21 protein-coding genes are annotated in these 25,607 nt (G+C 70.7%); 14 read left to right on the top strand and 7 right to left on the bottom strand.

What is annotated here, in order from left to right; genetic code table 11:
• Positions 1-178: 178 nt before the first annotated feature.
• The 4 genes from U0R18_RS06105 to U0R18_RS06090 all read left to right on the top strand — a co-directional run bounded on the left by U0R18_RS06105 (position 179) and on the right by U0R18_RS06090 (position 11,395).
• The gene (locus U0R18_RS06105; RefSeq protein WP_526366930.1) at positions 179-415 is read left to right on the top strand and encodes a DUF448 domain-containing protein; all 237 of its coding nucleotides are present in this window, start codon (positions 179-181) and stop codon (positions 413-415) included.
• A gap of 104 nt (positions 416-519) precedes the next feature.
• Entirely contained in the window at positions 520-3,273 is a 2,754-nt protein-coding gene (gene infB, locus U0R18_RS06100) for a translation initiation factor IF-2 (RefSeq protein WP_526367465.1), read from the top strand.
• Between the two features lie 30 nt (positions 3,274-3,303).
• A complete protein-coding gene (gene rbfA / locus U0R18_RS06095; protein ID WP_526366928.1) occupies positions 3,304-3,789 on the top strand; it encodes a 30S ribosome-binding factor RbfA in 486 nt (161 codons plus the stop codon).
• A 280-nt stretch (positions 3,790-4,069) separates the two neighbouring features.
• On the top strand, positions 4,070-11,395 hold the full coding sequence (locus U0R18_RS06090; protein ID WP_526366926.1) for a beta strand repeat-containing protein: 7,326 nt from the start codon (positions 4,070-4,072) through the stop codon (positions 11,393-11,395).
• 54 nt (positions 11,396-11,449) lie between these two features.
• On the opposite strand, the gene U0R18_RS06085 is transcribed toward U0R18_RS06090, so the two are convergent.
• Complete coding sequence (locus tag U0R18_RS06085) at positions 11,450-12,259, bottom strand: sulfotransferase (protein ID WP_526366924.1); 810 nt, start codon at positions 12,257-12,259, stop codon at positions 11,450-11,452.
• A gap of 144 nt (positions 12,260-12,403) precedes the next feature.
• On the opposite strand from U0R18_RS06085, the gene U0R18_RS06080 reads away from it, so the two are divergent.
• Together U0R18_RS06080 and U0R18_RS06075 are read left to right on the top strand one after the other, a co-directional pair.
• Complete coding sequence (locus tag U0R18_RS06080) at positions 12,404-13,393, top strand: DHH family phosphoesterase (protein ID WP_526366922.1); 990 nt, start codon at positions 12,404-12,406, stop codon at positions 13,391-13,393.
• Entirely contained in the window at positions 13,386-14,714 is a 1,329-nt protein-coding gene (locus U0R18_RS06075; protein WP_526366920.1) for an MATE family efflux transporter, read from the top strand. The genes U0R18_RS06080 and U0R18_RS06075 overlap by 8 nt, the downstream gene beginning before the upstream one ends.
• Before the next feature lie 94 nt (positions 14,715-14,808).
• On the opposite strand, the gene U0R18_RS06070 is transcribed toward U0R18_RS06075, so the two are convergent.
• The 3 genes from U0R18_RS06070 to U0R18_RS06060 are packed head-to-tail and all read right to left on the bottom strand — an operon-like array spanning position 14,809 to position 16,512.
• Positions 14,809-15,369 (bottom strand): methyltransferase domain-containing protein, encoded by a 561-nt coding sequence (locus U0R18_RS06070; RefSeq protein ID WP_526366918.1) that lies wholly within the window; start codon positions 15,367-15,369, stop codon positions 14,809-14,811.
• A complete protein-coding gene (locus tag U0R18_RS06065; protein WP_526366916.1) occupies positions 15,366-15,749 on the bottom strand; it encodes a hypothetical protein in 384 nt (127 codons plus the stop codon). The genes U0R18_RS06070 and U0R18_RS06065 overlap by 4 nt, the downstream gene beginning before the upstream one ends.
• 4 nt (positions 15,750-15,753) lie before the next feature.
• The gene (locus tag U0R18_RS06060; RefSeq protein WP_526366914.1) at positions 15,754-16,512 is read right to left on the bottom strand and encodes an enoyl-CoA hydratase; all 759 of its coding nucleotides are present in this window, start codon (positions 16,510-16,512) and stop codon (positions 15,754-15,756) included.
• 46 nt (positions 16,513-16,558) lie between these two features.
• On the opposite strand from U0R18_RS06060, the gene U0R18_RS06055 reads away from it, so the two are divergent.
• On the top strand, positions 16,559-16,825 hold the full coding sequence (locus tag U0R18_RS06055; RefSeq protein ID WP_526366912.1) for a DUF2277 domain-containing protein: 267 nt from the start codon (positions 16,559-16,561) through the stop codon (positions 16,823-16,825).
• A complete protein-coding gene (locus U0R18_RS06050) occupies positions 16,822-17,367 on the top strand; it encodes a DUF1802 family protein (RefSeq protein WP_526366910.1) in 546 nt (181 codons plus the stop codon). The genes U0R18_RS06055 and U0R18_RS06050 overlap by 4 nt, the downstream gene beginning before the upstream one ends.
• On the opposite strand, the gene U0R18_RS06045 is transcribed toward U0R18_RS06050, so the two are convergent.
• Together U0R18_RS06045 and U0R18_RS06040 are read right to left on the bottom strand one after the other, a co-directional pair.
• Entirely contained in the window at positions 17,317-18,987 is a 1,671-nt protein-coding gene (locus U0R18_RS06045) for a CocE/NonD family hydrolase (protein ID WP_526366908.1), read from the bottom strand. The genes U0R18_RS06050 and U0R18_RS06045 overlap by 51 nt on opposite strands.
• Before the next feature lie 9 nt (positions 18,988-18,996).
• On the bottom strand, positions 18,997-19,620 hold the full coding sequence (locus U0R18_RS06040; protein ID WP_526366906.1) for a TetR/AcrR family transcriptional regulator: 624 nt from the start codon (positions 19,618-19,620) through the stop codon (positions 18,997-18,999).
• 4 nt (positions 19,621-19,624) lie between these two features.
• On the opposite strand from U0R18_RS06040, the gene U0R18_RS06035 reads away from it, so the two are divergent.
• The 3 genes from U0R18_RS06035 to U0R18_RS06025 are packed head-to-tail and all read left to right on the top strand — an operon-like array spanning position 19,625 to position 22,339.
• Entirely contained in the window at positions 19,625-20,806 is a 1,182-nt protein-coding gene (locus U0R18_RS06035) for a sulfotransferase (protein WP_526366904.1), read from the top strand.
• Complete coding sequence (locus tag U0R18_RS06030; protein ID WP_526366902.1) at positions 20,796-21,869, top strand: DUF7064 domain-containing protein; 1,074 nt, start codon at positions 20,796-20,798, stop codon at positions 21,867-21,869. The genes U0R18_RS06035 and U0R18_RS06030 overlap by 11 nt, the downstream gene beginning before the upstream one ends.
• 29 nt (positions 21,870-21,898) lie before the next feature.
• Entirely contained in the window at positions 21,899-22,339 is a 441-nt protein-coding gene (locus U0R18_RS06025; RefSeq protein ID WP_526366899.1) for a TIGR03618 family F420-dependent PPOX class oxidoreductase, read from the top strand.
• Positions 22,340-22,351: 12 nt separating this feature from the next.
• Here the strand turns inward: U0R18_RS06025 and U0R18_RS06020 are convergent, their stop codons facing one another.
• Positions 22,352-22,933 (bottom strand): DUF3558 domain-containing protein, encoded by a 582-nt coding sequence (locus U0R18_RS06020; RefSeq protein WP_526366897.1) that lies wholly within the window; start codon positions 22,931-22,933, stop codon positions 22,352-22,354.
• A 123-nt stretch (positions 22,934-23,056) separates the two neighbouring features.
• Between U0R18_RS06020 and pptH the strand changes: the two genes are divergently transcribed.
• Genes pptH through truB form a run of 3 tightly spaced genes read left to right on the top strand, consistent with a single transcriptional unit; the run spans position 23,057 to position 25,604 of the window.
• Positions 23,057-24,016, top strand: a complete 960-nt coding sequence (gene pptH / locus U0R18_RS06015) for an ACP phosphodiesterase PptH (protein WP_526366895.1) — start codon at positions 23,057-23,059, stop codon at positions 24,014-24,016.
• Positions 24,013-24,675, top strand: a complete 663-nt coding sequence (pptT, locus tag U0R18_RS06010) for a 4'-phosphopantetheinyl transferase PptT (RefSeq protein ID WP_526366893.1) — start codon at positions 24,013-24,015, stop codon at positions 24,673-24,675. Before pptH ends, pptT begins: the two co-directional genes overlap by 4 nt.
• Positions 24,672-25,604 carry a tRNA pseudouridine(55) synthase TruB gene (gene truB, locus U0R18_RS06005; RefSeq protein ID WP_526366891.1) on the top strand — a complete coding sequence of 311 codons (933 nt, stop codon included), beginning with the start codon at positions 24,672-24,674 and terminating at the stop codon, positions 25,602-25,604. Before pptT ends, truB begins: the two co-directional genes overlap by 4 nt.
• Positions 25,605-25,607 lie beyond the last annotated feature (3 nt).

Genomic DNA, 25,607 nt, shown 5'->3' with positions numbered 1-25,607 from the left:
GATACCGCCGATTGACGTGGTTCGGAACACCCCTCGCGTGAAGGTAGACTGAGCCGTGATCCAGCGCGAGGGTTCGGCTCGCGCGCACAGAAGCCCTGGGAGCCCCGAAGGACCGGTGCGGACGTGCGTGGGATGCCGGAAGCGAGAGTTGGCCGCCGAACTGCTGCGGATAGTGGCTGTGTCGGACGGTGCCGGAATCGGTCAGGTGGCCGATTCATTGGTCGTTGACACGGCCGGTAACCTTCCGGGTCGGGGTGCGTGGCTGCATCCCGACCAGCAGTGTCTGTCCGAAGCGATCCGGCGGCGTGCGTTCACCAGGGCGTTGCGGATCACCGGTTCACCGGACACCACCGGGGTCGTCGAGCACTGGCAGTCGCTCGCCGCGTCGGCCGGCAGCAGCACGAGAAGTAGTTAGGTAGCGAAGAACATGAGCACACCGTGAAGTCCCGATGACCATGCGTCATAGCTAAACCCGAGGCGCGGCGCCGACCGCTGTCGCCTCTAGAGATGGAGATGTCAGTGGCAGCAGGCAAGGCCCGCGTGCACGAGTTGGCCAAGGAACTCGGTGTCACCAGTAAGGAAGTCCTCGCGCGGCTCAGTGAGCAGGGCGAGTTCGTGAAATCGGCGTCGTCGACGGTGGAAGCTCCCGTCGCGCGACGCCTGCGTGAATCATTCGGTGGGAACAAGCCCGTCGCTGAGAAGGCGCCCGCCACGTCGGCGGCTCCGGCGGCGCAGGCTCCGAGCCCCGCGCCCAGCGCGCCGGCCGCCGCACCCGCGGCAGCGGCTCCGGGCCCGGCTCCGGGTTCGTCGATCCCCGGCCCCAAGCCGGCCGCGCCGAAGCCGCCCGCTCCCGCGCAACCGGCTGCCCCTGCGGCGGCCGCGCCCGCACCTGCGGCCCCGCCGGCGGCACCCGGTGCCCCCGGCCCGCGGCCCGGGCCGAAGCCCGCCGCGCCGCGGCCCCCGCGCGTCGGCAACAACCCGTTCTCCTCGCAGCAGCCCGTCGAGCGGCCGATGCCCCGGCCGATGGGAGCCCCGGGGCCCGGCGGTCCCCGCCCAGGTCCCGGTGCCGGTGGCCCCCGCCCCGGTGGCGGCCCGCGGCCCACTCCCGGCAACATGCCGCCGCGCCCGCCCGGCGCCGGTGCGGCCGGTCGTCCGGCACGCCCGGGCGCGCCCCGTCCCGGTGGCGGCCCGCGGCCCGGCCCCGGTCAGGGAGCTCGGCCCGGTGGCGGTGGCGGTAACTACCGCGGTGGTGGTGCCGGAGCCGGCGCGGGTGCCGGTGGTGGCGCCGCCGCAGGCGGTTTCCGGGGTCGTCCCGGCGGTGGCGGTGGCGGCGGTCGGCCGGGCCAGCGCGGTGGCGCGGCCGGTGCGTTCGGCCGTCCCGGCGGCGCACCCAAGCGTGGCCGCAAGTCGAAGCGGGCCAAACGCGCCGAATACGAGAACATGCAGGCGCCGGTCGTCGGCGGCGTGCGGTTGCCGCACGGCAACGGCGAGACCATCCGGTTGGCGCGCGGCGCCTCCCTGTCCGACTTCGCCGAGAAGATCAACGCCAACCCGGCCTCGCTGGTCCAGGCGCTGTTCAACCTCGGCGAGATGGTGACCGCCACGCAGTCCGTGGGTGACGAGACCCTGGAACTGCTCGGCAGCGAGATGAACTACGTCGTGCAGGTGGTCTCGCCCGAGGACGAGGACCGCGAGCTGCTGGAGTCCTTCGACCTCTCCTACGGAGAAGACTCGGGCGACGAGGGCGATCTGGAGGTCCGACCTCCCGTCGTCACCGTCATGGGCCACGTCGACCACGGCAAGACCCGACTGCTGGACACCATCCGGAATGCCAGCGTGCGCGAGGGCGAGGCCGGCGGCATCACCCAGCACATCGGCGCCTACCAGGTCGAGGTCGAACACGACGGCGCCGAGCGTCCGATCACCTTCATCGACACCCCGGGTCACGAGGCGTTCACCGCCATGCGTGCCCGCGGCGCGAAGGCCACCGACATCGCCATCCTGGTGGTCGCGGCCGACGACGGCGTCATGCCGCAGACGGTGGAGGCCATCAACCACGCGCAGGCCGCCGACGTGCCAATTGTGGTGGCGGTCAACAAGATCGACAAGGAGGGCGCCGACCCGGCCAAGATCCGGGCGCAGCTCACCGAGTACAACCTGGTGGCCGAGGACTACGGCGGCGACACCATGTTCGTCGACATCTCGGCCAAGCAGGGCACCAACATCGATCAGCTGCTCGAGGCGGTCGTGCTGACCGCCGACGCGGCCCTGGACCTGCGGGCCAACCCCGACATGGAGGCCCAGGGTGTGGCGATCGAGGCGCACCTGGACCGCGGTCGCGGCCCGGTTGCGACGGTGCTCATCCAGCGCGGCACGCTGCGGGTCGGCGATTCGGTGGTCGCCGGCGACGCCTACGGTCGCGTGCGCCGGATGGTCGACGAGCACGGCGAGGACGTCGAAGAGGCGCTGCCGTCGCGGCCGGTCCAGGTCATCGGCTTCACGTCGGTGCCGGGTGCGGGCGACAACTTCCTCGTCGTCGACGAGGACCGGATCGCCCGGCAGATCGCCGACCGGCGCAGCGCGCGCAAGCGCAACGCACTGGCCGCCCGCTCGCGCAAGCGGATCAGTCTGGAAGATCTGGATTCGGCGCTGAAGGAAACCAGCCAGCTGAACCTGATCCTCAAGGGCGACAACGCCGGTACGGTCGAGGCGCTCGAGGAGGCCCTGCTGGGCATCCAGGTCGACGACGAGGTCGAGCTGCGGGTCATCGACCGCGGTGTCGGTGGCGTCACCGAGACCAACGTCAACCTGGCGTCGGCATCGGATGCGATCATCATCGGCTTCAACGTGCGGGCCGAGGGCAAGGCCACCGAGCTGGCCAACCGCGAAGGTGTGGAGATCCGGTACTACTCGGTGATCTACCAGGCCATCGACGAGATCGAGAGTGCGCTCAAGGGCATGCTCAAGCCGATCTACGAGGAGAAGGAGCTCGGCCGCGCCGAGATCCGCGCCATCTTCCGGTCGTCCAAGGTCGGTAACATCGCGGGCTGCCTGGTGCAGTCGGGCATCATGCGCCGCAACGCCAAGGCCCGGTTGCTCCGCGACAACGTCGTGGTCGCCGAGAACCTCACGGTCTCGTCGCTCAAGCGGGAGAAGGACGACGCCACCGAGGTGCGTGAGGGTTACGAGTGCGGTCTGACTCTGACCTACAGCGACATCAAGGAAGGCGATGTGATCGAGACCTACGAGCTCGTCGAGAAAGAGCGGGTCTAGCGATGACGCTCGCGCGAGGAGCCGACGCTGATGGCTGATCCCGCACGGGCCAGACGTCTGGCCAAGCGGATCTCCACCATCGTCGCCTCGGCCATCGAGTACGAGATCAAGGATCCGCGGCTGGCCGGGGTGACGATCACCGATGCCAAGGTGACCGGTGATCTGCACGATGCCACGCTGTACTACACCGTGCTGGGCCGCAGCCTCGACGAGGAGCCGGACTATGCCGGCGCCGCCGCGGCGCTCGAGAGCGCCAAGGGCACCCTGCGCACCAGGGTGGGCGCCGGCACCGGTGTCCGGTTCACCCCGACGCTGAGTTTCGTGCGCGACACCGTGCCCGATGCGGCGAACCGGATGGAGGAGCTGCTCGCCCGCGCCCGGGCGGCCGATGCCGATGTGGCCCGGATTCGGCAGGGAGCCGTTCCGGCCGGTGAGGCCGACCCGTACCGGGTGAGCGGCGCTGCCGAGGACGACGACACCGAGGACGACACCGACGAGGCCGTCGATCGAGCCTGAGCGCTGGCAGATCCGCCACGCCAAGTGGGCCGATTGGTGGCTCTATCAGCAAATTCTCAGCAGATGTGTCAATTTTGCCGCCAACCCGTTAATTGGGTGTTAACGTACGCCGCGAAATTCGATTTGTTCCGCGGGGTCGCACCGGTCGCATGGTGTTGGCGCGGCGGGGTTGATGACATCCGGGACGGGGATCTTGTACATGAATGCTGCGCGGAATTCTGGAAAAGCCAAGCACGCCATGCCAAAACACGCTCTGGCGAAGAGTTCGCCCAGGCACGCGATGGCGAAGGTGAACGCCAACGCGTCCAATTACGTCGGTCGCGTCGGTGCGCTGGCCGTGGCGCTCGGTGTCGGCGCTGCGGTGACGGCCTGGATGCCGCTCGGTTTTGCCCAAACCTCCGAGTCGGGTACGTCAGCTGATTCGGCGGGCACCGCGTCGGCACCCCAGAAGACGGATGCGGGCCCGTCCGCGAGCGCAGCGGGTTCGGACAACGCAAAAGATTCCGATTCGGCCGACCAGGACAGTGGTTCGGCGACCAACACCGATGCCGACGGTGGTGACGCATCCGGCAGCGACGCATCCGGCGATGACGCTTCTGGTGATGACGCTTCCGGCGACGACGCTTCTGGTGATGACGCCACGGGTGATGACGCCACGGGTGATGACGACTCGGGGGCTCCGAGCACCACCGACCCGACCGACAGCGATACGCCGAAGGACGCCGCCGCGACCGACGATGACAGCACCGGATCATCGCGTTCCGGCGGGTCGAAGGAGACGCGCACCGAGAGCGATCCGGAGCCGGCGGCCGAACCGTCCGAGTCAGCGAAGGCCGATTCGTCGACGGATGCCGACGAGAAGTCCGCTTCGAAGGAGGAGGACAGCACTGAGCCAGCCGCGCAGGAGCCGTCGACGGGCACCGTCCTGCCCATCGTGACCGTGCCCGTGGCAGACCTGCCGGCCGGTGCGATCCCGGATTCGGGTATCCCCGTCGTGGCCGTCGTGGTGAAGGCCGACCCGGACGGTGCCAGCGAGGCCCCGTCGGGTTCTCCGCTCGCCGAATCACTGCTGGTGGCCACTGCGCTGGGAGCTGCCCGCCGCGAGGCGGAAGAGGACCAGACGGTCGAGGTCAGCGTGGCCGCGGTGGCCGCGACCCTGACCGCAGCCGCGCCGGCAGCGCCCTTCGAGATCTGGTTCGGCACCCTGCTGCTGATCGGAGACGGCACCGCGGAGCACCCCAACGGCGGCATCCTGATCGGCAATGGCTACAGCTGGACGGGTGACTCGTGCAACGCCGGACTGGCCTGCATCGGCGGCAACGGTGGCTTGCTCGGCAGCGGCGGTAGTGGCTACAACGGTGGCGCCGGCGGCTCGGCCGGTTGGTTCGGCGATGGCGGCCGCGGCGGCGTCGGCGTGTTGTGGATCAACAACGGAACGGGCGGTAAGGGCGGCACCGGCGGCCTGATCAGCGGCCGCGGTGGTGACGGCGGCACCGGAGCTACCGGTGCGGACGGCGACGACGGCACGCAGAGCCTTGCCGCAACGATCGGTGGCACGGGCGGCACCGGCGGTGACGGCGGTGACGGTGGCTGGATCTTCGGCAGCGCCGGCTCGGGCGGTACCGGCGGCGTCGGCGGTCACGGCGGCAACGGTTACGACGGCCTCGACGGTGTCGACGGCGGCAATGGCGGTGACGGCGGTGACGGCGGTGACGGCGCCCAGGGCGGTCAGGGTGGTACCGGCGGCAATGGCGGTCAGGCCCACACCTGGTTCGTGATCGTCACCACCGGCGCCAACGGCAGCGGCGGCAAGGGCGGCGCCGGCGGCGACGCCGGGGACGCCGGCAACGGCGGAGTGGGCATTGCAGGCACATCGGCCGACCCAGACGGCGGCCGTGGTGGGGACGGCGGCACCCGCGGTAACGCGGCGCTCGGCGGCGCAGGTGGTGCCGCCGGCTCGCATGGCTCCGGCGGCTCCACCGGTGCGACCGGTGCGGCCGGCGGCGCTGCCGGTGGCGGCGACGGTGGTCGCGGCGGTGATGGCTGGGACAGCGACGATCCGACGCGCGCCGGCGGCAATGGCGGCGACGGCGGCAACGCGGGCCCGGTCGGCAACGGCGGTGTCGGCGGTGAGGGCGGCAATGGCGCCGCTGGCGACTTCGATGTGACGGATTCCGGAAGCGGCAGTGCGGGCGGTGCCGGCGGTTCGGGCGGCCTCGGCAGCGTCAGCGGCTTCAACGGCGAAGGCGGCGCCGGTGGCCATGGCGGCGCCGGCGCGAGCCTGGGTGTCGGTGCGACCGCCGGACTCGGCGGCGCCGGTGGCGCCGGCTCGGCGGCCACCCCGACCGCGGGTGGCGTCGGTGGCGGTGGCGGTGGCGGTGGCGGTGGCGCCCGCGTCGAAGGCATCAACGGCGGCACGGTGTCCAGCGGCAGCACGGCCACCGGTGGTGCCGGTGGCACCGGTGGGGCCGGCTCGGCGACGGGCGTCGGCGGTACGGGCGGCACCGGTGGTGGCGCGAGCGTGCTGGCCGATGGCGCCGGCAGCGCTGCGGCTGGTTCGGCCTACGGCGGTGCTGGTGGCAATGGTGGCAACAACGGCGGTACCGGTGGCGCCGGCGGTGCGGGCGGCGTCCAGGCCATTGGGGCCAACAGTTCCGCACTCGGCATCGGAAAGGGCGGTGCCGGCGGCAACGGCAGCGACGGCGGTACCGGTGGTGCCGGCGGTGAGGGCATCACCAATGCCAACGAGAGCGGCTTGGCCAACGGTCCGAGTACCGGCGGTGCCGGTGGGTCGGCGACCGGGGCCGGCAGCGTCGGTGGCGACGGCGGCGGTGCCTGGGTGCAGGCCGGTTACGGCGGCGGCCCCGGTGGTGTCTCGTCCGGCTCGGCCACCGGCGGTGCCGGCGGTACGGCCAGTGACGGAGGGTCCGGCGGTGACGGCGGCTACGCGGTGGTGCTGTCGGCGGGAACGTCGACCGCGGATGGCGACGCCACGGGCGGTGCTGGTGGATCATCCAGTGCCACAGGGGTTTCCGGCGGCGACGGCGGTTCGGCCAACATCGCGGCCCTGACGGGTGCGAATATCTCCGGCGGGACCGCCACCGGCGGCGCCGGCGGAACCGGTAACGGCGGCGCGGGCGGTGCCGGCGGCGCTGGCTGGATCCAGGGCTACGACTCGGGCACCTCGATCTCCGACGGCACGTCGGTGGGCGGCGCTGGCGGAGCCGGCGGTGCCAATGGCACCAACGGAGCGGCCGGCGGTGCCGGAGGTGCGGGCGGCAACAGCACGTTCTGGCTCAACAGCGGTCAGATTTCGACCGGTGAATCCAACTCGGGCGGCGACGGCGGCGTCGGCGGTGCGGGCGGCGACGGTGCGGGCTCCGACGGTGGCGCCGGTGGTGCCGGCGGTATCGGTGGTGCCATCGGGATCGGTGTGGGTGCCGGCGGTGACGGTGGCGCTGGTGGCGTCGGTGGCACCAACGGTGGCGCTGGCGGTGTCGGTGGTGCCGGCGGCCAGGCGACCGCGACCCCGGGCAGCGGTGGGACCGCGACGGGCGGCGCGGGCGGTGCCGGCGGCGCCGGTGGCGACGGCCACAAGGGCGGCTCGGGTGCGGCCGGCGGTGTCGCGACGATCACCACGACCAACGGCGGTTCGGCGGCCGGCAGCACCGCCACCGGCGGTGCCGGCGGCGAAGGCGGGGCCGGGTCGGCCACCGGCGCCGGTGGTTCCGGTGGTGCAGGTGGCGCTGCGACGGTGCAGTCGGATGGCGCGGGCAGCGTTGCCGACGGAGATGCGACCGGTGGTGCAGGTGGCGCCGGCGGCGTCAACGGCGGCGTCGGTGGTAGCGGCGGCGAAGGTGGCATCGAGGCCCTGGGTGCCAACAGCTATGCCGGCGGTACCGGCCTCGGTGGTGCCGGTGGTGCCGGCCTGAACGGCGGCGTCGGTGGCAGTGGCGGCGAAGGCATCACCAACGCCTACCTCGACGGTCACGCGGATGGCACCAGCACGGGAGGTTCTGGTGGTTCGGGAACCGGGGTCGGCAGCGTTGGTGGCGACGGTGGCGGTGCCTGGGTGCAGGCCGGTTACGACGGTGGATCCGGTGGTGTTGCGACCGGGTCTGCCGAGGGTGGCAAGGGTGGCGACGCCACGAACGGCGGTACCGGCGGCGACGGCGCCTACGGATTGGTGATGGCCGTGGGGACAGCCACGACCGGTGCGGCGACCGCGTCGGGCACGGCCACCGGCGGTGCCGGGGGCGATGCCAGCGCGGCTGGCGCAACCGGTGGTGCCGGCGGTTCGGCCCAGGTCACCGGCTTCAACGGCCAGACCACCTCGGGTAGTGCGACCGGTGGTGCCGGCGGCGCCGGTAACGGTGGCGACGGCGGGGCCGGCAACCAGGGCTGGGTCGGGGTGTACGACTACGCCGGACCGGCCGGCAGCACGGTCGCCAATGGCACAGCGGTGGGTGGCGACGGCGGCGACGGCGGCCTCAACGACGAGGTGGACAACACGCGTGGTGGCACCGGCGGCATTGGAGGCCAGGCGTTGGTCGGCGCTGACGGTGGCGGTGCGGTCGATGGAGCGACGTCGACCGCGGGCGCCGGAGGTGTCGGCGGCGACGGCTCGGCGGCCGGAGCCGGCGGAACCGGTGGTGCGGGCGGCTACGCCGAGATCTGGGCCGGTGGTGTCGGCAGCGGTGCCGACGGCACCGCTACCGGTGGCGCTGGCGGCGACTCGGTCGGAACGGGCACCGGCGGTGCCGGTGGTCGGGGTTATGTGCTGGCCCAGGCCGGTGGACATGCCTCGGCCACCGATGACGGCGCGGTCGGCGGTGCCGGTGGCAACGGCAGCACGGGCGGAACCGGCGGTGCCGGTGGCGAGGGCAAGGTTTCGGCCACCGCGTCCGGCTCGACCGCCAGCGGATCCGGCGTCGGTGGTGCCGGCGGCGCGGGCAGCAACGGCGGTGCCGGTGGGGCCGGAGCGCAGGGCGGCATCTTCGCCCAGCGGGTCAACAGCTCGGCGACCGGCACGGGTATCGGCGGTGCCGGCGGGTTCGGCGACGGCGCCGGGAGCACCGGCGCCAAGGGCGGCGGCGGCTGGATCCAGACCGGCTACTACGCCGGTGGTGCCGGCAGCAGTGCCAGCGGATATGCCCTCGGTGGCGCCGGTGGCAACGCGACGTCCGGTGGCACCGGCGGCGTCGGCGGCGGGTCCGTCGTGCTCGCCACCGGGGATAACTCCAAGGCCAGCGGCTCCACCTACGGCGGTGCCGGCGGTGATGGCTCCAATGGCGGTAAGGGCGGCGCGGGCGCGCTCGGCCAGATCGTCACGATGGGCGCCGGCTCGACATTCGGCTCCACCTCCGCGAGCGGCACTGCCACCGGCGGCGACGGCGGCAGCGGCACCGGCGCGGGCGTGACGGGCGGCAACGGCGGTCAGGCCGTGATCAGTGTCGGAGCGTCCTCCGGTGCGGTCATCGACGCCACAGCCAGTGGAACCGTGACCGGTGGTGCCGGTGGCGCAGGCCAGAACGGGGTCAACGGCGGTGTCGGCGGCTCGGGCAAGATCACGCTCAAGGGTGTGGGTGACTCCGTCACCGGCAGCACCGCGACGGGGACGGACGCCGTTACCGGGGCGGCCGGCGGCACCGCGCAGATCAGCACCAACGGCGGCACGGTGACCAACAGTTCGGCGGTCGCCGGGGCCAACACCGCGGGTGCGGCCGGTGGCGGCGCCAGCATCAGCCTGACCGGGAACTCGATCGTCAGCGGCACCGACGCCATCGGTGGTGACGCCGGGTCGGGCAAGGCCGGCGGCAGCGCGACGGTGACCGTCACCGCCGGTGCGACCGTCAAGGACAGCACCGCGACGGGCGGCAAGGGCTCCGACACCGCTGTTGGTGGCAAGGCCACGATCACGGCCTCGGACGCGGGCACCCTCGTCACCGGTTCGACCGCGACCGGCGGCGACGCCGGGGCGGGCGACGTCAACGGTGGCGTCGGTGGCGCAGGCGGCAACGGAAACCTGACCGCGAGCCTCGGCGGCAACATCACCGACGGCACGGCCGTCGGTGGCGTCGGTGGCGTCGGCACCACGGGCGGCATCGGTGGCGCCGGGGCCAACGGCAACATCACGGTGACCAGCGGCACCAGCGCCGGCGCCACGGCGACCGGTGGTGACGGCGGCGCCGGAAGCGGCAGTGGCGGCAAGGGTGGTGCCGGTGGTCTTGCCACCGTCACCGCGACCGTCGCCAGCAGCTCGGCCACCGGCACCGCCACCGGCGGGACGGGCGGTGCGGGCGACACCGGCATCGGCGGCGCCGGCGGCACCGCGACCATCAGCGCTTCGGCAGCCGGCAGCTCGGCCAGCGGCGACGCCACCGGCGGTGCCGGTGGTGCCGGCAGCACCGGTGGTACCGGCAAGGCCGGTGGCAATGGTGTGATCACCGCGACGGCGGCTAACGCCATCGCCAACGGCACTGCTACCGGTGGTGCGGGTGGCGCCGGCCTCAATGGCGGCACCGGTGGTGCCGGTTCCTTCGGCCAGATCGCTGCTCAGCGCACCGGTAGCCATGCCAGCGGCACGGCGATCGGCGGTGCCGGCGGGTTCGGCGACGGCACCGGCAGCGTTGGCGGTAATGGCGCCGGCGGTTACATCAACACCGGTCTGTACAGCGGTCGAGGTGACGACAGCACCGCCAGCGGCACGGCGATCGGCGGCGCCGGTGGCAATGCGACCACCGGCGGCAAGGGCGGCGTCGGCGGCGTGGGCACTCTCATCGCGTCCGGAACCGGGTCGTCGGCCAGCGGCTACGCCTACGGTGGTGCCGGCGGTACCGGTTCCAGCAGCGGAACCGGCGCGGCGGGCGGCCGGGCGCAGATCACCTCGGGCGGCAACTCCTCCGGTGCCGACAACTCCACGGCCAGTGGAACTGTCACCGCCGGTTCCGGGGGCAGCGGCACGGGTTCCGGTGTCACCGGTGGTGCCGGCGGCGGGGCCACGATCGGATCGGGTCAGTTGAGCAGCGGTGTCGGCTTCAACACCCACTCCAGTGGCACCGTCACCGGCGGTGCCGGTGGAGCCGGCCAGAACGGCGTCAACGGCGGCGCCGGTGGAGCTGCCTCGATCAACTCCCGGGGCAACAACGACTCCGTCACCAACGGCACTGTGATCGGCGGTGCCGGTGCGACCGGAGCAGTCGGCGGTGCCGCCACCATCAACGTCAGCGGTGGTGCCGGAAGCTCCGCCGTGGGCGCGACGGCTACCGGCGGCGATGCCGGTGCGGGAGACGCCAACGGCGGCCTCGGCGGCGCCGGTGGAGCCGCCACCGTGAGCGCCTCGGGTGGCGGCGTGGTCAGTGGCGGCGGCGCGACGGGTGGTGACGGTGGCACCGGCAGCACCGGTGGCAAGGGCGGCGCCGGTGGCGCGGCGACCGTCAATTCGAGCTCGCTGGCGAATTCGGTCACCGACTCGACGGCGACCGGCGGCGCCGGCGGAACCGGGACGGGTAGCGGGAAGACCGGCGGTGCCGGTGGGACCGTCACCCTCAACGGCCCGGCGACCAACCAGATCGTGACCGGAGCCAACGGGACCAACAACCCGTAGCCGGTGACGGCATCAGTCAGGCAGGCCCGCTCCGGCGGGCCTGCCTGCCGTCGCTCATACGACCCGCAGCCCGTCCGGGATCTTGTCCGGATCGCGCCAGAAGGCGTCGTTGACGAAGCGTTCGAAGAGGTCGGGCGGGAGCACGGTATCGCGCGGTTCCGCTTTCACCTGGCCGTTGACGGTGTGCAACCCAGGGGTGCCGGCCCGGTCGTCGAATTCGGTGACGTCATAGTCGACGTGGTTGAAATTGTGGTCGAAGGCCGGCTCGTCGATGAACTCGTAGATGGCGTGCATTGCCCTGGCCGGTTCGGTGGTCAGCGTCTCGTACTGCACCAACAGCAGGCGGTCCCGTTGAGCGCCGTAGCAGGCCTGCTTGAGCGCGTCATAGGGACCGCCGACCATGCCGTCCTGCCCGGAGACCTGGCTCGCTCTGGTGTAGACGGTTCCGCCGGGGCTGTAGTTGAAGATCGACGACGGGCTGAAGACATTGCGCTGCACCAGCCGCTCGATGCTGTCGATCACCCACGGCAGGTCCCGCACACAGGCGATGACCTTGGCCTCGGGAAAGAGCTGGGCGAGCGCCGGCATCCGCGCGCACCAGGTGCGGTTGGTATCGAAGATGAGTTCGGCGGTGCAATCCGCGTAGTAGCTCTCGAACAGCCCGTGCAGGATCCGACGGCGTTTGGTGTCGTCCAGGAACACCGAGAACTCGTTGCGGGCGCTCATCTGGGACAGCAGGGCGTCGAACAGGCCGGCCAGGGGGCCGGACATCCCGGCCTCGGCGCGCGGGTTCTGCCGCAGCAGCGCCGCCAGCAGTGTCGATCCCGACCGGGGCAGACCAGAGATGAAGTGCAGCGCCGTCACGGCGCAGAGTCTGCAACCAGATCGTCTGGACCGCAAGCAAACGGCCGAGTCAGGGTGCCCCCAACACGATGCAGCTTTGACCCGTACCGTGTTCACTGAGGTGGACGTGGTGGACCCCCGCACGCACCGAATCCGAGAGAAGCGATGACGACGATCGAACCCAGGACCGACACCGGCCGGCGGGTGGATGCCAACGGTGCCGTCGAGGTGCTCTCGGCGGCCCGGACCGTGCTCATCGTCTGTCACGTGTTTCCCGACGCCGACACCATCGGCGCGGGCCTGGCACTCGCCCAGGTGCTCGACCGGATCGGGAAGGACGTCCAGGTCAGCTTTGCCGCACCCGCCATGCTGCCGGAGTCGCTGCAGACGCTGCCCGGCGGCCGGCTGCTGGTCGCACCGCAGGAGGTGTACGAGGACGTCGACCTACTGGTCACCGTCGACATTCCCAGCGTCAACCGGCTCGGGGGGTTGCGCCGGTTCGCCGAGAGGGCCCCGCAGGTGCTGGTGATCGACCACCACGCGTCGAACGAATTGTTCGGCACGGCCAATTTCGTCGAGGTGATGGCGGATTCGACCACCCTCCTGGTGGCCGATCTGCTCGATGCATGGAGTCAGCCGATCGACGTGTCCGTCGCGCACTGCCTGTACGCGGGACTGACCACCGACACCGGATCGTTCCGCTGGGCCACCGCCCGCGCCCACCGGTTGGCGGCCCGGTTGGTCGAAGCCGGGATCGACAATGCCGGCATCAGCCGGACCCTCATGGACACCCATCCATTCGCCTGGCTGCCGATGCTGTCGCGGGTCCTGGCGTCGGCACAACTGCTGCCGGCCGACGTCGGTGGCTGCGGTTTCGTGTACACCATCGTTCCGCACGACGAATGGCGGCGGGCCCGCGCCGAGGAGGTCGAGAGCATCGTCGATATCGTCCGCACCACCGCGCAGGCCGAGGTGGCCGCGGTGTTCAAGGAGATAGAACCGGAGCATTGGTCGGTGTCGATGCGTGCCAAGGCGTTCAATCTGACACCCGTGGCGGCGTCGTTCGGGGGAGGCGGCCACCGGTTCGCCGCCGGATTCAACGTGAACGGACCGATCGACGAGGTCGTGACCGCGCTGCGGCGCGCGCTTGGCTGACGCGGATCCGGGGACCGGAGCGCCGGCCGGCGGCCCGACGAACCGGTCCATCGCCGGCCTGGCGCTGCCGGCACTGGGGGTGCTGGCTGCCGAACCTCTGTACCTGTTGTTCGACCTGGCCGTGGTCGGTCGGCTGGGTGCGTTGGCCCTGGCCGGCCTCGCGATCGGTGCACTGGTCCTGGGCCTGGTGTCCTCGCAGGGCACATTCCTGTCCTACGGCACGACGGCGCGATCGGCCCGGCACTACGGTGCCGGTGACCGCCGGGCGGCCGTCGGCGAGGGCGTACAGGCCACCTGGCTGGCTGTCGGCGTGGGTTTCGTGATCGTGATGGTGGTCGAGCTGGCCGCCGGCCCGATCGTCGCGACCATCGCGGGCTCCCGTGAGATCGCCGGCGCCGCCCTGCCGTGGCTGCGGGTCGCGATCCTGGGCGCGCCGGCGATCCTGATCTCGTTGGCCGGCAACGGCTGGATGCGTGGTGTGCAGGACACCGCGCGCCCACTGCGCTACGTCGTCACCGGATTCGTGGTCTGCGCGCTGCTGTGTCCGGTGCTGGTGTACGGCTGGCTGGGCCTGCCGCGGCTGGAGCTGGCCGGCTCGGCGCTGGCGAACCTGGTGGGCCAGTGGGTGGCCGCGGCACTGTTCTGCCGGGCACTGGTTGCCGAGCGGGCGCCGTGGCGGCCCGATCCGGCGGTGCTGCGGGCGCAGGCGGTGATGGGTCGCGATCTGTTGGCCCGCTCATTGGCGTTCCAGGCATGTTTCGTCTCGGCCGCGGCGGTCGCCGCGCGGTTCGGCGCGGCAGCGGTCGCCGCGCACCAGGTGGTGCTGCAGTTGTGGAGTTTCCTTGCGCTGGTGCTGGATTCGCTGGCCATTGCCGCACAGTCATTGGTGGGGGCCGCGCTGGGTGCGGGCGATCCGAGCCGGGCCAGGTCGGTGGCCTGGCGGGTGACGGTGTTCTCGACGGCCGCCGCGGCGGTGCTGGCGCTGATCTTCGCGCTCGGTTCTGATGCCCTGCCCAGGCTCTTCACCGGCGATCGCGCGGTGCTCGGCGCCATCGGCGTGCCGTGGTGGTTCATGGTGGCCCAATTGCCGATTGCCGGACTCGTTTTCGCGCTCGACGGGGTGCTACTGGGCGCCGGTGACGCGAAGTTCATGCGCAATGCCACCTTGTTCAGTGCGCTCGTCGGCTTCCTGCCGCCGATCTGGTTGTCGCTGGTCCACGGCTGGGGGCTGGCCGGCATCTGGGCGGGTCTGTCGGCCTTCATGGTGCTGCGGCTGCTGTTCGTCGGGTGGCGGGCGTTCTCGGGTCGCTGGCTGGTCTGACGTCGCAGCAACACCCGTGGACGATCTGTTCTGCATCCTCTGCGAGATCTACTCGGGCTTTGTCGCAGCCACCGCAGAACAGTCGGTGCGCGGGTCAGCGGCGAGCCACCGCGGCCCAGCCGAACTCGTTGGTGCGCACCTGAACATCACCGAAGCCCGCTGCGGCCAACCGGTCGGGCAGCGTCGCCGGATCCACCGGGTTGTAGGTGTCGTCCTCGTGCATGCCGGCCAGCCCGTCGCTGGCCAGGCTGTCACTGGCGACCAGTGCAGCGCCCGGCGTCAACACCCGTGCCACTTCGGCGAACAGCCGGTCCTGGAGCTCGGCCGTGGGGACGTGGTGCAGCATCGTGAAACATGCTGCGCCGGTGAACTTCTCGTCGGGGAAATCGAGCGCGGTGGCATCGCCGTCGACGATCTGGACCGACGGGGCGCCCGCGAAGCGGTCGCGCAGCATCGCCGCCAGGGCGGGGTCGATCTCCACCGACGTCAGTTGCGGGGTCAGCCCGGACAGCACGTCGGTGGTGGCGCCGTAACCCGGGCCGACCTCGAGGACGTCGTCGCCGAGCTCGACCTCACCGAGCGCCCACGGCAGGATGATGTCGCGGATCGCCTGGCGCCATTCGTCGCTGCCGCACATCTCATGTGCTTCGTTCACGTCCTCGACGTTAGCGGGTTGTGCGCTCCGGCGGCGAAGTCCATCCCGACGCCCGCGTTGAGCAATGCGGCTCCCACACCCAGGGCCGCGACCACCAGGACGAGCCCGATCAGCGGCCAGACGAAGGTGGCGGTCCGTTTCCGCACGGCCCAGATGGTGCCGCCGATGGCGACGGCCGCGGCCAGCGCCAGTCCGCCCCACGCCACCAGGAACGCGGCGTTGATGGTGGTGAAGTTGCACCGGTTATCGGGTCCGCTGGAACACCCATCGGTGGCCATCACCGCGAACAGGGAGAAGAACCCGCCGACGCCGCCGACGAGGACCAGCGTGATCCAGAGCAGAACGGTGGCGACGGTGTCGGCTGTCGATGCGGGCTTCATGGTTCTATGGCCGCACCTGTGCGCGGCCGCGGGCCATCACGCCGGATCGGCTGGCCGCGATGTCGTCACCGGTCGTGGATCGCATCCACGCCCGCGCCGCCTCCGCCTCGAGCCACAGCGCCGAACTGGTCTGGTCGGCGTCGATGCGGTGATAGGACGCCAGCAGCGACCGCACGGCCTTCTGATTGTTGCCCGCGATGGTGGCGGCCACCCGGCGGGCGGCGGGCAGCAGCTCGTCGTGGGCCACCACCTCGGTGACCAAGCCGGCCCGCAGTGCCTCGTCGGCCGACAGGTAGTCACCGGTCAGGCTCATCCGCCGGGCCAGCCCGACGCCCACCTTCTGCGGCAGCCGGACCGACAGTCCCCAGGTGGGCAACAAGCCCACGCGGGCGTGGGTGTCGGCGAACGCCGCGTTCTCCGACGCGATCAGGACGTCGCAGTACAGCGCCAGTTCGAGGCCGCCCGTGACCGCAGCGCCGTTGATGGCGCCGATCACCGGCTTGGACATGTCGGGCCATTTCGGCGAGATGTCGGGCAGCTCGGTGGTGTCGCCCAGTTCCTTGAGGTCCAGTCCGGCGCAGAACACCGGGTCGGCGCCGGTGACGATGACGACGTCGACGGCGTCGTCGGCCTCGGCGTCCGCCAGGGCGCGGAAGAACCGGCGGCGTAGTTCGGCGGACAGCGCGTTGCGCGACGCCGGCCGGTTCAGTGTCAGCGTGCGGATGCGGTCGGTGGTGTCGGTCAACAGGGCGTCTTCGGTCACAAGGGCACGATAGCCAGCCGCAACGGACGCGCCTACCTTGGAGGCCATGTGCCGGAACATCACCGAACTCCGTGGCCTGGAGCCGCCCGCCACCACCATCGAGGTCGAGGCCGCCGCTCGCCAGTACGTCCGCAAGGTCAGCGGCATCACCCGCCCGTCGGAGGCCAACGGCGCAGCGTTCGAGGCGGCCGTCGCCGAGGTCGCGGCCGTCACCGCGCGCCTGCTCGAAACCCTGCCGCCGCGCCGTCAGCCGCCCAGATCCGTCCCGCCGCTGCGCCGGCCCGAGGTGCTGGCGCGCCTGAACGCCCGATGACACCCGCCCTCAAGGAGTGGGCTGCGGCGGTGCTGGCGCTGCTCGACGGGCGCCAGACGGTGCTGCTGCGCAAGGGCGGAATCCACGAGAAGCGATTCGGCGTCACCGCCCGTGAGTTCGTCCTGTTCCCGACGTTCGCGCACGGTCACGCCGAGCGGGTGCGACCCGAGCATCGCGACCTGCTTGCCGCCGCGGCCACCGACAGCACCGAGACCCAGCTGGTGATCCGTGCGGCCGCCCGGGTGGTCGCGGCCGTCGAGGTCCACCGGCCCGAGCGCATCGACGAGCTGGCCGATCTGCACATCTGGACCGACCGGTCGGTGCGCGCCGAGCGGCTGGATTTCCGGCCCCGGCATCGGCTCACCGTGCTGGTGGTGCAAGCCCGTCCGTTGATCACGCCGGCCGCGCTGCCGCGGCTCGACGACTACGCCGGTTGCCGGAGTTGGGTCGAGTTACCGGTGGAGTCCGAAGTTGCTGCGCCCGTTCATGATTCAGCCACTCTGACCGGGGTCGCCGATCGGGTCCGGCGGCTGGTGGGCTGACGGGGTCCCGAGCGGCAGGGTGAGCCGCGACGAGCCGCCGTGGTGGATGGTGTGGGTGGCGGGGCGCATCTGGTGACCGCTGCCCTGATTCTCGCCGGTGCCCAGGTTGCGGGTGAAGCGCGGATGGGATCCACCGGCCACCAGCACCCGGATCCGGGAGCCGGCCCGGAACCGGTGGGCGATCTCGTCGAGTTCCAGTCGTATCGGCTCCCGACCGTCCCGGATCAGGCGGCGGTAGCCGTCACTGACGTTGCGGGACCGGCCCTTTCGGTCGACCTCGGACACCCGCACGAACAGGTCGACGTAGGGGTTGTCGGTCTCGTGATCCAGCTCGACCACCGCAGGGCCGTACACATAGACGTCCTCGGCCAGCGGTTGGCTGGTGAACGTCAGCACGTCGCCGCGCTCGGCGAGCCGCTCGTCGCGCAGGTAGCCGCCGTCGTTCGACAACAACGCGCCGCCGACCGTCGGGGTGGGGTGGTGCGGATCGAAGGTGAATCTCGACCGGGCCGGGGGACCCGGCGGTGGTTCGAGCACCAGTGCGCCCGGCTGCAGGAACCAGGTGCGCGTCGTGGTGGCCGGCGGCCACTCCGGGAGTCGGCGCCAGCCACCGCCGCCGGTGACGAAGACGTGCACCGGACTGCGGGGTGGTGCGGGCCGTCCGGTCAGGCGCTGGTCGAGGAAGGCCAGCGCCTCCCGCAGGATCCGCGGGGCGGCCTTGGTCGACATGTGGCCGTGGGTCCACGGCCCGATGGTCAGCGCGACGTCGACACCACGGCTGTGCAACCGGTGGTATTGCTCGATCGTCTGGGCCAGGAATACGTCCTGCCAGCCGCCGACCAGCAGCACCGGCACGGTGGCGCCGTCGAGTGCGGCGTAGAACTTGTGCCTGTCCCAGTAGGGATCGTCGACGTCGGGATGCTCGAACCAGCCCTCCCACCACGATGCGCCGTCGCCCAACAGCGAACGGCCGGCGGCCACCAGCGGCACCCGGGCGGCAGTGCGCTCGAGCACCGCGGGCAGGCGCCGGCGGCGCGGGATGTCACGCAGCCGCCGGGGGTCTTCCTGGTGGGTGACGGCGTAGCTCCACAGCAGGTAGTCGTTGACGGCGAACGCGCCGCTGCCCCAACTCGCCAGGGGGAAGTCGTGGTTGCCGACGATGATGACCGCACCGGCCATGTCCGCGGGCGGATCGGTCAGCAGGGCCCACTGCGCGGTGCCGAGGTAGGAGATTCCGGCGGTGACGAATCTTCCCGTGTACCAAGGTTGTTGGCGCATCCACGCGACGGTGTCGGCGCCGTCGGCGGCCTCGTTGACGGTCGGGTTGAACTCGCCGCCGGACCCGAAGGTGCCCCGGACGCTCTGCACCAGCACCTGATAGCCGCGCGCGGCGAACATGCCGCCGAAGACCGCCGACAGCGGGAAGCCGCGGCCGTAGGGGGTACGCACCAGCAGGGTGCCGACCGGGGCGGAGCACTGGGGAATGTAGTGGTCCGCGATCAGTTCGACGCCGTCGCGCATCGGGACGGTGACGCCGTTGTCCACGCGGTACTCATTGGTGGGCGCCGGCAGGCGAAGCGCCTTGCTCAGCGCCCGGTCGGCGCGGACTCGCAGGCTCACCCGGCCAGGTTACGCAATGCCCAACGGGGGATCGTCGGAGGTGATCAGTGCGGCCACCTTGTTCAGCAGCCAGCCGACGGCCTGTGTCGCGTCCTCCTCGGGCAGGTTCCAGGTGCCGACCAGGCGTTCGTAGGTGGGCAGGTTCCAGAGCACGTCGAGCAGCCCGGCGGTGGCCCGCTGCTGCGGCTCCGTCCATTGCGGCGCGGCGTCGGCCACGGCGCACCGCAATGCGTCACGGCGCCGCCGATCGACGTCGGCGAAGGTCGGATCCTGTGGTGTGTTGACGGATTCGCCGACCGAAAAACGTTGCAGGGAACCAAAAACCCGTGCCGTCACCTCGGCGAGGTTGTCCAGCGTGACGTCTTCGTAGGTAATGCCGGCGTGCTCCTCGAGCCGCGCCATCACCGCGTCGTGCAGGTGCCGCTCGGTGGGGAAGTGTCGGTACACGGTGCGTTCGCCCACACCGGCCCGTGCGGCTACCGCCCGGAAGGTCAGTTCCTCCCAGTTCCAGCTGGCGAAGTCGTGCACCAGTTCGACGGCGGCGGCGATGATGCGCTCCCGGGTCTGGGCTGCTTGGGCCCGACGGGTGGAGCTGTCGTATCGCCGCCGGGAATTGCTTGACGCTTCGCTCATATTGATGGCAGTGTACTGTCTCGAATTGCCGAATGGTGGAGGACACGTGCGAGATCTGCTCGACCGCGCCCGGGCCGAGACCGGCCTGCAGGACTTCGGTGACGACGCGTTCCTGGAGGGTCTCGAAATCCTGACCGCTGCGCTGCGGTCCGAGGCCCGCCTCAACGCGCGCGGCGAGGCCTACATCTACCCGCGCATCGTCGGGCATCTGTCCCAGCGCCTGCAGGTCGAGGACTGGTACGCCCGGCATCCGGAGATCGATGAGGTGCCGGTGGCCGAGCCGCTCTTCGGGCTCGGCCTGCCGCGCACCGGGTCGACCGCTCTGAGTTTCCTGCTCGCCCAGGATCCCGGCATCCGGTACCTGCGCAGCTGGGAGTCGGCCACGCCCTGTCCACCGCCGTCCACCGTCGTCGGCGTTGACCCCCGCATTCCGCGGGACACGCCGAAAGTGCTGGCGGGCAGCCGTTCTCACGTTCCGGTCGACGCGCGCGGGCCGATGGAGTGCCTCGACCTGATGGCCCTGGACTTCAAATCGCAGATCTTCCAGGCGTTCGCGCAGATTCCCACCTACTCGCAGTGGCTGGTGGAGCGGGCGGATTTCACCTCCACCTACCGCTACCAGCGCCGGGTGCTCGCGCTTCTGGCGTGGGGTGAACCGGTGCGCCCGTGGCGCCTGAAGACCCCGGCTCATGTGTTGTCGCTGACCTACCTCGACGAGGTGTTCCCCGATGCCCGGTTCGTGATGACCCACCGCGATCCGTCCGATGTGCTGCTGTCGGTCGCTGATGTGTACGCCGACATCGTGGGTGGATTCACCGATCACCTGGACCGCCGGTATCTCGGTGAACTCAATGTCGCCCAGTGGGCGACCGGGACGCAACGGGTGTGCCGGTTCCGCGCGGGCCCGGCCGGCGCCCGCTTCTTCGATATCGACTTCACCGCGATGGCGGCGGATCCCCTCGGCGAGGTCCGGCGCCTGTACGCCTGGCTGGGTCGACCGGTGAGCGATGAATTCGAGGCCGGCATGGCGCACTGGTGGGCGCAGAACGCGGCCGACCGGGAGCCGCACCCCAAGGCCGATCCGGCGGATTTCGGGATGGACTTCGACGCCATCCGTCCGTTGTTCGCCGAGTATCTGGCACTATCCGCCGACTGGACGAAAAGTGGAGAGAGCCATGGGAATTGACCTTACCGGCGGGCTCGACCCGGACCGCGAGCTGATGTTCGCGAGTCGCCCCGACGACCCGGAGATGCGTGATTCGGCGAGCTTCTGGGTGCTCGACGACCGGGGCGAGTTCGGGTTGCCCCGGATCGGGATCGAGGCCGTCGCTTCCAGTTGGAACGCCCACCAGACCCAGGTCAACGTGGCCCTGGCCGACGGCCGGGTGTTCCGGTTGCGCGACGAGGGTGCCGCCTGGCCGGCCGAGGGTCCTGACGGCCGCCCGACCGTGCTCGGCGCCGGACCGCTGGTGTTCCGGTGTATTCGGCCGTTCCAGTCCTGGGTGCTCGAGTTCGACGGCCGGGCCGTCGCGACGTCCTCGGCGGCGCTGGTCTCCGGTCCCGGGGACGGTCCGCTGGTCGATCTGGCGTTCCGGGTCTGGGCCACCATGGCGGCACCGCCGTGGATCCAGGGCACCATGCGGCCCGAGGCCGGCGAGAGTCTCGCGACATCCATCGTCGGTGACCTGATGGGTGGTCCCCGCTACGAACAACTGTTCCGGGCCACCGGTTCGCTGCGCGTCGACGGAACCGAGCAGACGTTCACCGGCACCGGTCTGCGGATCCGGCGGCAGGGCGTGCGCCGGTTGGAAGGGTTCTGGGGGCACTGCTGGCAGTCGGCGTTGTTCCCCAGCGGGAAAGGCTTCGGCTACATCGCGTATCCGCCCCGGCCGGACGGTGAGCCGCAGTACAACGAGGGATTTGTATTCCGCGGCGACGGGGAACTCGAACCGGCACGTGTGGTGCAGGCACCGTGGCTGACCAGGCTGCGCCCGGCGCTGGGAGCCGAGGTGCCAGTGGTGCTGGAGACCGCTGGCGGCGTCGAGCGCATCGACGGGGTGACAGTCCTGTCCACCCACAACGTCCAGCGCGGAGCAGCGCCGGGCGACGACGCAGTGAAGACCGCGAACTGGAGCTTCCCGCCGCTGCAGCAGGCCGGCGTCCGCTACACCTGGGACGGCGAGCAGGCGATCGGAATGCTGGAGCGGTCGAACATGCCCGAATTTGTCTTCGACCTGCATGAGGAATAGGTCAGCGATCGCGCTTGTCGATATCGGGCATGAACGTTGATGACAGTGTGCGCGAATTCATCGGGAGCGGCGTCGACGCGACGTTGGTGACCCTCAACGCGGACGGCAGTCCGCAGGCGTCGCTGGTGTGGATGGCGCTGCGTTCGACCCCCGACGGCGACGAGCTGGTCAGCGCCCACCTCAGCCACAACTATCAGAAGTTGCGCAACATCCGGCGCGATCCTCGGGTAGTGGTGACCGTCGTCGGGCAGCGCCGGGCCGATGAACCGGTGACGCCCTATTTGGTGGTGACCGGGACGGCACACCTCGACGAGGGCGGTGCGCCCGATCTGCTCACCGAGCTGACCGCGGTGCGTGCCCCCGAGTTCGTCGGGAAGTTCCCACCCGCGGGCTCACCACCGGGAGTGCTCACCCGCGTTCGCATCGACAAGGTGGGCGGCGTCGGCCCGTGGGCGCCGTTCGGCGCCTAGTGCCCGGCCGGTTCAGAACTTGTAGTACGGCACGAGTTCGTTGGCGCGGCGCATGTTCTCGGCCATGCAGTCCGGGGCGTTGGGTGAATATATCGGGGAGTAGAACAGCGACTGCTGGATCAGCCCGTAGCCGGTCTTGAACGCGATCATGCAGGAGAACCACCAGCGGTTGTTCCAGTCGGTGGGCTTCATCACCCAGAACGTCGCCGCGCGGTGCCCGGCGATGTCGGTCTCGACGGCGTCGGGCGGCAGGGTGTCCTCGTAGGTCCGCCACACGAACGCCTCGACGGCCATCTGGTAATTCCCGGCGTCCAGCTGACAGCGCAGGCCGTCCTGGGGCTCCGGCGGCGTGAAGCCGAGGCCCAGGTTGTTGATCACGTCCAGCGGGATGTCGCGGCACGGATCGAACGGATCCGGGTCGGTCAGGTTGAGCACGGGCGATTTGATCGTGGTCTCGGGCGCCAGTGGCATTCCGGTGGCACGCAGGTCGACCGCCATGGACGGTCCCGTGGGCGGCGCCGGCGCCTGAAGAACAATGACGACCGCGGCCAGCAAAGCGCCCAATGCAGCACAGAGCCGCATCCTGGCGACCATGACACCCCTCTCGTGTTCGGAACCGACCTGAGCCGGGAGTCTACAAGCCTGGGCGAGAACGTGTTCTAGTTTCCTGTGCTGCGGTGCGACCTGTGGTGAGTACCGGCAGTAGGCTCTCGGGTTGTGTCGCATCAACCGCAGGGCAGACTGCGCCCCACGCTGTGGGCGATCAGCGACCTGCACACCGGGCACAGCGGCAACAAGCCGGTCACCGAGGAGCTGTATCCGTCCACGCCGGACGACTGGCTGATCGTGGCGGGCGACGTCGCCGAGCGGACCGACGAGATCCGCTGGGCGCTCGACCTGCTGCGTAAGCGCTTCGCCAAGGTGATCTGGGTGCCGGGGAACCATGAGCTGTGGACCACCGGCAAGGACCCGGTCCAGGTGTTCGGCCGGTCCCGCTACGACTACCTGGTCAACATGTGCGACGAGATGGGCATCGTCACTCCGGAGCACCCCTTCCCGATCTGGACCGAGGAGGGCGGCCCGGCCACGATCGTGCCGATGTTCCTGCTGTACGACTACTCGTTCCTGCCGGCCGGGGCCGGCACCAAGAGCGAGGGTCTGGCGATCGCCAAGGACAACGGCGTGGTCGCCACCGACGAGTACCTGCTCTCCAGCGAGCCCTACGCCACCAAGGACGCCTGGTGCCACGACCGATTGGTGCACACCCGCAAACGGCTGGAAGACCTCGACTGGATGATGCCGACGGTGTTGGTCAACCACTTCCCGATGGTTCGTGAACCCTGCGACGTGATGTTCTACCCGGAGTTCTCCCTGTGGTGCGGCACGACGGCCACCAGGGACTGGCACACCCGCTACAACGCGGTGTGTTCGGTCTACGGGCACCTGCACATTCCGCGCACCACGTGGTACGACGGGGTGCGCTTCGAAGAGGTCTCGGTGGGCTATCCGCGGGAGTGGCGCCGACGCAAGCCCTATCGCTGGCTCCGGCAGGTGCTGCCGGACCCGAATTACGCCCCGGGTTATCTCAACGACTTCGGCGGCCATTTCGTCATCACCCCGGAGATGCAGGCGCAGTCCGCGCAGTTCCGGGACCGGCTACGGTCGCGGCGGTCATGACGCGGCTGATCGACCCGTTGCTGCCCGCCGATGTGGCCGCCGCGGAGATCTACTCCGACCTACCCGGTCTGGCGCCGCTGCCCGAAGAGGAGCCGCTGATCGCGAAGTCGGTTGCCAAGCGCCGCAACGAGTTCGTCGCGGTGCGCCATTGCGCCCGGATCGCGCTGGCTCAACTCGGTGTGGAGCCCGCCCCGATCCTCAAGGGGGACAAGGGCGAACCGTGCTGGCCCGACGGCGTCGTCGGCAGTCTGACGCACTGTGAGGGTTACCGCGGAGCCGTGGTGGCCCACCGGGCCGACGTCCGCTCACTGGGCATCGACGCCGAACCGCACGACGTACTGCCGCGCGGGGTGCTCGACTCGATCAGCCTGCCGGTCGAACGTCAGCAGTTGCAGGTGCTGCCGGATGGGCTGCACTGGGACCGAATCCTGTTCTGCGCCAAGGAGGCAACCTACAAGGCGTGGTTCCCGCTGACACACCGCTGGTTGGGTTTCGAGGACGCCCACATCGCGTTCGAGGTCGATGCCGACGGGACGTCGGGCACGTTCTCGTCGAGAATCCTGATCGATCCCGCTGCCGAGAGCGGGGCGCCGTTGACGGTGCTCGACGGGCGCTGGACGGTGACCGACGGACTGGCGCTGACGGCGATCGTGTTGTGAATGCCGGTGGTCCCGCGCCCGGGATCGTCGTCGTCGACAAGCCGGGCGGGATGACGAGCCACGACGTGGTCGGGCGGTGCCGGCGCATCTTCGGTACCCGCAAGGTCGGTCATGCCGGCACGCTGGACCCGATGGCCACCGGTGTGCTGGTGGTCGGGATCGAGCGGGCCACCAAGATCCTCGGGCTGATCTCCGGTACGTCGAAGTCGTACGACGCGACCATCCGGCTGGGCCAGACGACATCGACCGATGACGCCGAAGGCCAACTGCTGCAGTCTGTTTCGGCTCACTCGGTTACCGATTCCGCCATCGACGACGCGGTGGCTCCGCTGCGCGGCGATATCGACCAGATCCCGTCGAAGGTCAGCGCGGTCAAGATCGGCGGCAAGAGGGCCTATCAGCTTGCCCGCGAGGGGCAGGAGGTCGAACTGGCGGCCCGCCGGGTCCGTATCGACCGGTTCGACGTTCTCGCGATCCGGCGGGCCGGTGAGCTCCCGGACGTGGTGGACCTGGACGTGACGGTGGATTGTTCGTCCGGCACCTACATCCGCGCACTGGCCCGCGACCTTGGCAGCGCCCTCGGGGTGGGTGGTCATCTGACGGCGTTGCGCCGCACCAGGGTTGGTGGTTTCGGCCTCGACCAGGCGCACCAACTCGAGCAACTGGCCGAGGAGCCGCGGTTGAGTTACACCCTCGACGAGGCGTGCCTGTTGGGGTTCGCGCGCCGGGACCTGACCGATGCCCAGGTGGTGGACGTCGGCCATGGTCGGCCCCTCGACCCTGCCGGTATCCCGGGTGTCTACGCGGCAGTCGCGCCGGAAGGCCGAGTGATGGCGCTGTTGGAGGACGGGCCCACGCGAACGAAATCGGTGGTCGTCGTGCGCCCAGCGACGATGCAGGACGGGACGATGCAGTACGGGACGTCCTGAGGG

The organism is Mycobacterium sp. (assembly GCF_046330795.1).
In the GTDB taxonomy this organism is placed as follows: Bacteria; Actinomycetota; Actinomycetes; order Mycobacteriales; family Mycobacteriaceae; genus Mycobacterium.
The sequence above is the reverse complement of the archived record's forward strand: the minus strand, read 5'-3'. Positions and strand labels throughout refer to the sequence as shown.

Bases quoted from the DNA above. Each gene is read 5' to 3' on its own strand.
- U0R18_RS06080 (WP_526366922.1), top strand. From the start codon at position 12,404: ATGACGACGATCGAACCCAGGACCGACACCGGCCGGCGGGTGGATGCC.
- U0R18_RS06025 (WP_526366899.1), top strand. From the start codon at position 21,899: ATGAACGTTGATGACAGTGTGCGCGAATTCATCGGGAGCGGCGTCGAC.
- pptT (WP_526366893.1), top strand. From the start codon at position 24,013: ATGACGCGGCTGATCGACCCGTTGCTGCCCGCCGATGTGGCCGCCGCG.
- U0R18_RS06035 (WP_526366904.1), top strand. From the start codon at position 19,625: ATGGCAGTGTACTGTCTCGAATTGCCGAATGGTGGAGGACACGTGCGA.
- U0R18_RS06090 (WP_526366926.1), top strand. From the start codon at position 4,070: ATGGCGAAGGTGAACGCCAACGCGTCCAATTACGTCGGTCGCGTCGGT.
- U0R18_RS06065 (WP_526366916.1), bottom strand. From the start codon at position 15,749: ATGAAGCCCGCATCGACAGCCGACACCGTCGCCACCGTTCTGCTCTGG.
- U0R18_RS06050 (WP_526366910.1), top strand. From the start codon at position 16,822: ATGACACCCGCCCTCAAGGAGTGGGCTGCGGCGGTGCTGGCGCTGCTC.
- U0R18_RS06030 (WP_526366902.1), top strand. From the start codon at position 20,796: ATGGGAATTGACCTTACCGGCGGGCTCGACCCGGACCGCGAGCTGATG.
- U0R18_RS06020 (WP_526366897.1), bottom strand. From the start codon at position 22,933: ATGGTCGCCAGGATGCGGCTCTGTGCTGCATTGGGCGCTTTGCTGGCC.
- U0R18_RS06055 (WP_526366912.1), top strand. From the start codon at position 16,559: ATGTGCCGGAACATCACCGAACTCCGTGGCCTGGAGCCGCCCGCCACC.
- rbfA (WP_526366928.1), top strand. From the start codon at position 3,304: ATGGCTGATCCCGCACGGGCCAGACGTCTGGCCAAGCGGATCTCCACC.
- U0R18_RS06040 (WP_526366906.1), bottom strand. From the start codon at position 19,620: ATGAGCGAAGCGTCAAGCAATTCCCGGCGGCGATACGACAGCTCCACC.